The following is an 8,602-nucleotide window of genomic DNA, read 5'->3' on the forward strand; positions in this document are numbered from 1 at the left end:
GTCTTACTCATTTATTGCTGCAAAGACGTGGTAAATTAAAAAGCTTTAACAAGTTACAAAAATATGGTTCAACCCTATAAACACTATTAGGGAGGCCCCTCAGAGAGGGGCTTTACATATTTGCCTATCAATAACGCAAAAAGCTGCGAAGTCGAAGACATTCGCAGAGCTCGGAACACTTCGTTGAGCGGGCTGTAAAACACCGTTTTGGAAGCCCCTCAGAGAGGAGCGCAACGTATTGGCCTGTCATGGATGTGCAGTGGGCTGCGAAGTCAGAGACGTTCGCAGAGCTTGCAACACTTCGTTGAGCGGGTTTTTTTCCATAACACTCAATTTAAAAAGCTGTTTGTGATCCAAATCCTAATGGCCTTTCTACCCGTGCTCCTCTCACCCCGCTCTGCGAAGAGTTTCCATGCCAATAAACACATTACTTCTTAAGTCTATAGAAAGTTACTAAAGTTTTATAATTTTCCATAGAACAAAGATGATCCGTACGAATTTTTTCTTTTCTATTTCTCTCACTATCTAAATAAAAAGTTATGACTCCATTTTTTATACTCTCAATAGATTTAATAGGTATAACAATTTTTGGTTTATCCATATAAACATTTTCTCTATCAAAAGAAATAGACTTAAATTTCGTAATAAAAACTTATTTAAAAAAAACAAATAAAGAATAAATAAGAAGAATGGCACACTTTCACTAAATCTCTTAAATACAATGAAATAGACACACAATCCAGTCGCTCCAACAAATGCAATAATTAATATTTTTTTTAGGACGGCAATTAATCGAATTTTTATATAATACCTCATTTTATTATTCATTAGTTGAAACACTTCCATGATGTATTTTTGTATGCCCAAATACTTCAATGCCTATAATAGCTTTTGCTCCTAAGCCCCGCTCTGCGAAGTCGGAGACATTCGCAGAGCCCGGAACATTTCGTTGAGCGAGAAACATGTCTCTCTATTTTATCCTGTATTCACTTTTTATACTTAACATTTTTACTTTTATCCTTTCTTTGTAAGCGCATAGTTTCTCCCCATCAATTTCATTAAAGCCATGAGATTTTGCATCAAAATAATAGGCAACACTGTCCAGAAATTCATTACTGCCCGAAGCAGTATCCAAACAAATCTCTATTTCCCTCAATTTATGTTCCGAAGCCTCTATGAATGCTTCTGGCCCCTTAATATAGAAATCCGAAACATTGTTATCAGATTCCAAAGCTTTTGCTAAAGCCGGTAAATAATATTTATAAAATTCCTTTTGATCCATTACCATTTTCTTTTACCATCAGGACCAATTTCCCAAGGTCTATGATATCTTAAATTATTTCCTCTTCCTCGATGATAATGAGGGGGGGCGGAACACTTCGTTGAGCGGGGCTGTAAAACACCGTTTTGGAAGCCCCTCAGAGAGGAGCGCAACGTATTGGCCCGTCATGGATGTGCAGTGGGCTGCGAAGTCAGAGACATTCGCAGAGCCTACAACACTTCGTTGAGCGGGGAGCATGCGACACTTCGTAGAGCGGGTAATTACCAACCAATATTTTTGAATTGTTTATTGTCAGATAGATATTTTCGAGCTATTATTCTTCCTTTTTCTTCTTCTAAGAGTTGTAATCTACCATCTTTCATTACTTCTGTAACAGCAAAGGAATATTCTGCTTGATTTTCCCCTCCCTCAATCATCAGATCATAACCTTCGTCATAGATATGTATAGTAATGATGTAATTATCAAACAAATATGATTCCAAAATCTCAGGGTTACTTATCCTACCTTCAAAAACTTTTATCCAAGATATTATTTCATTGTTTTTTAACAACAATAACCATCCTATTACTTCATCATGTGTCATTTCATTATTGCCTTTCAACTGAGGATACTCATTAGAATAAAGCACCAAGTCATATTTAAAAACACTTTTCTTACCATATATGTAGTTATCGATATTGGAAGGGGGAGACAGAAAAGTTAGCTTAGCGGTTTCAATCTTATTATCCAAAAAATATAAATTCAAATATTCAGGCAACTCATGAGTAATGTTTAAAACATTCTTTTCTTTCTTTCTTTCATTTTTAAATATAGATACAATGTTCTTATCATATCTCGTCACTTTTGTTTCTTGCCTATTTGAGCAACTAAAAAAAAATGAAATCAATATTATTACTTTAATTAATTTTTTTTTATTCATTTCTGTACATTATTTAGGAATGTAGTTAATAGTTTTAAAACCAAAAAATTTATAATCAAAAAAAGATTGAAAATTTGATGGACTAAAATACGCCCCATTAAGCAAATAATGATGGTTATTCAAAAGATGAACTCCCCATTTTTGAGCCTGATCCCAATGCCATTGATGTATAATCCTATGGGCATGTTTTGTAGAAAAAGAGGGGACCTTTAATCCAAAATAAGCATGCATATATTCATGATGCATAGTCATATACAATTGGGCTGAGCTTCTAAAAGCAGACTTTGATAAATAAACTGATACATTCTTACCGCCCAATCCTAACCATCCTGATTTCCTAACGGCGGTTAATCCATTAACAGGTTTATTTTTGGAATTAAAAAGATATCCGTTCTTAGACGTATATCCTGAGGGATGTGTTCCATCTGCATATAAATTGTCCACATTCTCGGAAAGTCTCTTTAGCTCAGTATGAGAATCTGAAAACTCTTTTGCAGACTCATTGGAATATTCAACCTCCTTACCTATTCCTGCAAAAGAATCATCATAAGGCATTTCCATGGTTCCCTCTCCTGACCAAAAATCCAATCCCATTTTTCCGGCACGGATACCACTAATCGTCCCATTCACCACTCCTCCTATGGCTCCTCCTATGAGACCTCCCTTTAAACCTGCTCCCAGCCCAGCTCCAAAACTTGCTCCATCCATCCAGGCATTTCCAGCTGCTCCAACAAAACCTCCTGCAAATCCTCCTGCAAATCCTGAAACAAAACCACTTCCAAATCCCACACTAGTTCCTACTCCCTGACCTAAAGTAGCGGCTACCTGACTACTAAAAAATCCTCCTCCCGACACTACACTTCCAACCCCAGCGCCAATAGCTCCCGCTGCTGCGCCAATCAAAGCACCTCCAAGAATCTTACCAAAATTAGCCCCGGGTCTTATGGCCTGGGTAACTGCACCGACAAGAGCTCCTATTCCTACCGCTATCCAGAAAAACTCCCCGTTCTGGTCTACATACATTAACGGATTGTTCAAGACATACCCGTACCGGTTAAAATTCTGGGTATTAAACGGGTCCTGCACATAATTATCCGGCATCAAAAAGCGGTGCATTACCGGGTCGTATAACCGGCCGTTCATATGCACCAGGCCCCCTTCGACTCCGCTCAGGGACCACAAGTGCTCATGTCCGGTATACCCTCTGTCTAAAATAGTAAAATTATTTAAGGCCGTACCCGAACCGTTGGTCAATTTTATGATATTCCCCCAGGCATCGAAATGCCGCTTTTCTTTGACCGTCCCGTTTTTGTCCGTAATGGACAGTATACTTCCCAAATAATCCCGGTGCAGGTAATAATAATTGTTGGTTGTCGTGGTCCCCTGGTCCGAGTGCCATATTAACGGGGCGCTGTAGGCATCGCCTCCTATATAGGTGATAAAGGTCGTCTTCCCGGTCTGGGTATCTTCCTTGATCTCCATACTGCCGTCCGCACTGTAGTGTTTGCGGTAGCGCCGTTGCATTTTATCACTGTCTTCCCCTCCGTAGTACATATGCGACCTACCCATGGCGGCATTATACTGGAAACTGATCCGCTCTTTACCCTGTTCGTGTATCTCTACAGGGCTTTTAAAGGCATTGTAGCTGATTTTCTGTTCCGGGTGGTCCTGGTAATATTGCCTGGCGGCTTCTGTACTTCCGGGGATCAGGGCTTCCTCGTCTATGGTGATCTTGGTATTCTGGTAGGATACCCCGGCATAGGCATAATTACCAATAGCGCTGTTTTTTGTGATCCTGCCCCGCCCGTCATAGGTCTGGCTGTTATTCCCATTATTATCATTGAAATGGGTAAGCCTGTCCAGGTTGTCGTACTGGAATGTCTCGTTCCAGCTAAACATGCTGTTGCTACGGCTGGTCAGTGTTCCTCGCTGGGCATTAAAATCATATCCCAGGGTAGCCAGGGTGGTCACCGTCCCGGCGGATGAGATCTTCTGGGTCTTCCGCTGGGTGGGGAACCCATAAGCATCATAGGAATTTACCTGTTTCAGAGAAGCCCCCAGGGCCACCTCCGTCAGCTGCCCCCAGGCATTTCTGCCGGTTACTTCCCAGAGAATGTCTTGTGTGGTATTATCCGATATACGTTTTAAACCTCCATTCTGGTAAACTCTTTTTATCTTTTTGGTACTGGTTTTACTGTTCGCCCTGTTTTTTGCGATAAACTCTTCTTCCTGTACCCGGTTAAAACCGTCATAGGTATACTTCCTGGTGAAAACCGCATGCGGGTTGGTCTCTACTAGCTGCTTTACCAGTTGCGGATGGGTCGTATCATACGTCAGGGTATAGACCGTACTATTCCCGTCGGCATTGGTCAATGTGGTTTTGGTAGGAAGGTTGATTTCATGATCATAGGTATATACCCATGCCATATCGGTATGATCGCCTTCGAGTGTTTTGCTTTCCAGTTTGCCATAATTGTCATATTCATAGGTTGTCGTCCCCTTGGGGGTCGTTTCCTTGGTCATTTCCCCGTAACCGTTGTATTCATAGGTATAGACCCCTGCCGAAGGGTCGGTAAGTTTGGTTTTCCTGCCCCAGCCATCCTGTTCGGTACGCTGAACGGAGCCCCCGTAGTCGGCGGTTTTCAGGTTGCCATTGGCATAATAGGTATACTGGATCGTGCCCCCGGGGTCGGTCACTTTTTCCACATTGCCCAGGGCATCCTTGGTGGTGGTTACTGTTTTGGTACCGTCACTTACGGTAGTAGTAAGCCCGTTATAAGTCATCGTAGTGGCCTTCCCGGTATGGGAGGTGGTCCGTTTTATTCTGCCGTATCGATCATACTCCGTGGTATTCCATTTTGCGGCTCCTCCTATATAGGGTTCGCTCACTTCTACTTCACGCCCCAGGTGATCATATTTGACGGTTTTTTTTACCCATTGCCCCAGGACATCCTTTTCCTGTACCCGGATCAACTGCCCCAGCATATCATATACAGAGACCTTGCTGCTCCCGTCATTACCGGTTTCGGTTATCGTGGTCTCATAACCGGATTTGGTATAGGTGGTGGTTACAGTATTACCACGGTAATCGGTGACCTTGGTGACCTTGCCCCACAAATCGTACTCGTAAGTCGTCGCCTGGCTTAAAGGGTTGGTTTCCGTTTTCAGATTACCGTTATTAGGATCATACACATAACTCGTTTCCAAACCTTCCGGGTCGGTTACCTTGGTCAGGAAGCGGTCGCCATACGTACTGCTATATTCATATTCGGAGATTCTCGGCGTTCCTCCACCGGGAGGAGTTATCGATTTTTCCGTAAGATTTCCATAAGTATCATACTTCCGGGCTTCTGTCATAAAATCCGTGCCATTGCCCTTGCTTTTTATCTCCGTCAGGAAAAACCCGGTATAGTCATAACCTTCTTCGGTAGTATAGGTATTGCCATAAGCCGTACGGCTTTCTATTTTTTTCGTAGGCCGTCCTATATAATAAGTAGTTCCGGTACTGTTTTCATATTCCATGGTTACCGTATGGGTCCCTTTCCCGGAGATATCGGTGTGCTCTCTTAAAAGGTTCTTATAGCTATCGTAACCATAGGTCTTTGTGGTAAGTGTTTCGTTCAGGAGGTCTTTGCTAACTACCATTTTCGGGACACTCACAAACACTTTATTGCTGCGGGTTTCCGAGTTATACCTGTAATCGGTACGGGAAATATAATCGTTCTCGGGCGATGAAGCCCCGTCATTGGCCGCCGTACCCTGCATCTTCGCATGAAACGCGCCATTACTTCCATTAGCCGAAAAACCGGGTTTGAGCGTTATGGACTGGACAGCCGTTTTGGTCCCGGTGGTTACCGAAGACAAGGTAATGTCAAGGGGAGCCGGCTCCGGAAGAAAACCCGACTCATTGTTAATGGGATTTATAGAAGTAAATTCCAGCGTCGTCGCCCCTCGAAGTTGTGGGTTGTGAAACGATGTACTATATATCCTATCGGAATAATCTTTATGCCAATTACTTCGGGCAAGCTTTTTAAACCCGAGAAACCCTAATCCTTCGACATGCGAAACAGCACCGTGATAAGTAAACAATTGCTGCAGAGTAATGATCCCGGTTCCTGTTCGCTCCAGTTTGCTTACCACCTGTGTACCCGGGGAGGCTTCTATATCCATATACGGATAACTTTCCTGTTTATTAACCTCCCTTTCCGCACTGTACACTAATGGTATCCCCAACGGGTCTAGGGGACTATAGGTAATAGATTCCTTAACACCGTTATTCTCTACAGAACGCAGCATAACATCTTCCCTGTGATCTTTGAGGAATTGGAAGGATTTCACCCATTTATTACTTATTGTAGCAAAATCCAAGTTGGCATTAGGCCGGCTTGAGGACAGAAAGATAGGTATTGGAAAATTTTCGAGTTTTCCTGGTTGTGTTGATGTAAAATATGAATATATAAATCTCGGATTTGCTTCTGAATCGACCGGAGCAACATTATTATAAAGTCTGAGACTTTGTGTTCCATTACTATTCCCGGTGTAAGTAGTAGTTCGGTGATCCAGAATATCTGTTCGGCCGTCTCCATTTACATCTACCGGGATCAGGTTATATCCATATAAAGTACTTCCGGTATCATTAAAGTTAGTTTTCTTATATTCGAAAGGATAGGTATTATTGCTGTCTTTAAAGCTTTTTCCTGTAGATAAAAAAAGCGTAAAGTTCTTAGTATCCTCTTTTTCCGGGATCATGAAGTCTGTTTTCCCATCTCCGTTATAATCTCCTAATAGTATAGGCAGTTCTCTTTTTATGCTGGTATTGGCCGTTTGCCACAATAGTACAAGTTCATTATCTTCAAATCCATAGACATATATTTCCTCAGAAGTTACATGAAGAATATTAGTCTTCCCATCTCCTGTTACATCCGCAGTCAGGAGTTTGTCATTGCCCTGATACACTTTTGTAAAAGTTCCGGATAATGTAGCGAAACCCGAAGTTTGTCTGTGGTCCAGCTGAATCAAATATGCCCTAGACCTATTGATTATTACTGGGGTATCACACCCCGGGTCGTGCCCTGGGTGACAAGGATAATAACTGTAATATTTAGTAATCACCATGACATCAGAAAGGCCATCCCCATTAAAATCACCGGAAATATAAGTTTTCGGAACCGCTTGTTCTCGGGTAAAATCGATATACGTAGGAGCACTCCAGCTTTTAGTGTAATTCGGCCCTAACACACTTCCGGTAGAACTACTAACCTCTCCGTATATCTCAAAATTAACATTACTGATACCATTGTGTTTAATAAGAACCAAGCCTTGTCTTGAAGATATTTTATTATTTACTGCAGATACCCCCGAAATATAACTTACGGGAAATATTTCTTCAAACCTGCCTGTGCTTATCGAAGCCCCTGCACGAAAATTACTACCTGGAACACCTTTTTCCTGGAGGTCCGAAAAAAGCCAGAATTTCTTCTTATAATCCGGATCGCTTGTCAGTGACGGATAAATAACAAAGTCCATTTTGCCGTTCCCGGTAAAATCTCCGGAAACAACCTCAGAATTACGTTGCTCCAAACCGGTCACTCCAGTCTCTGCATCTATGGAAGATTGTTCAACCTCCGTAGGCGAATTCGTATAACTAAAAACAACAGGGTCATAACTCACCGTACCGTCCTCTCCCCATTCCTGTACGCCTGTAAGCCGCTGGTAACCCAATGTGGTTGTATTGTGCGATAATATATAGCGCCGATAGACAGTATTTTTACCGGTGACTTTTATCTCTTTCAGGATATTTGATCTAATAAAACTGATTTCCCCGATATAAGCCTGTTCCTTCCTGGATCTACTTCCGTATATAAATTCGATTTTATTGATCGGTGTCGCAGTCCCTTTGCTTCCGTAGGTAATAGATTTTATGCTCAGCCCATTATTTGCAGTCTCATATGTATATGTCACCCGAAGGCCCTGGGGGTTTTCCCAATAAGTAATGGCATAATCGGTACGGCTCCGGGAATTGGGAGTTTGGCCATAAAAAGCAACAGATCCGTCGGGTTGCGTTACTTTGAAATGAGCCGGGCCATAGGCACTTCCATAAGGAGATGTCCCATGGGAGGTAATCTTGATATTGGAATAATTTTCCGTTTCATATACTGTTCCGCTTTTAAGTAACAGCCGTTGCCCATCCAATGCAAAACGATCTGTAGAAGTAAAATCTACGCCCGCTACCCTACCGTCATGAAACTGTGTCGCAGGGATACGGGTAATAACTGAAATCCCGGAAACATTCCACCCCCACCCTGCCAGGCCGTTACCACCCTGGCTGTTATAGGTCAATGCAATATCGGGTTCCACGCCGTTTATACCTGGTGGAACAGCTATAGGCACAGTATAGGTT

3 protein-coding genes are annotated in these 8,602 nt (G+C 42.3%); all 3 read right to left on the reverse strand.

Annotation, left to right across the window (positions count from 1 at the left end; translation table 11 throughout):
* Window positions 1-970 precede the first annotated feature (970 nt).
* A complete protein-coding gene (locus ED312_RS23115) occupies window positions 971-1,282 on the reverse strand; it encodes a hypothetical protein (RefSeq protein WP_123218393.1) in 312 nt (103 codons plus the stop codon).
* Window positions 1,283-1,542: 260 nt separating this feature from the next.
* Window positions 1,543-2,202, reverse strand: coding sequence for a hypothetical protein (locus ED312_RS23120; RefSeq protein WP_123218394.1), 660 nt, complete (start codon window positions 2,200-2,202; stop codon window positions 1,543-1,545).
* 9 nt (window positions 2,203-2,211) lie between these two features.
* Window positions 2,212-8,592, reverse strand: a complete 6,381-nt coding sequence (locus ED312_RS23125; RefSeq protein WP_123218395.1) for an RHS repeat-associated core domain-containing protein — start codon at window positions 8,590-8,592, stop codon at window positions 2,212-2,214.
* Window positions 8,593-8,602: the final 10 nt, after the last annotated feature.

The organism is Sinomicrobium pectinilyticum (assembly GCF_003725735.1).
In the GTDB taxonomy this organism is placed as follows: Bacteria; Bacteroidota; Bacteroidia; order Flavobacteriales; family Flavobacteriaceae; genus Sinomicrobium; species Sinomicrobium pectinilyticum.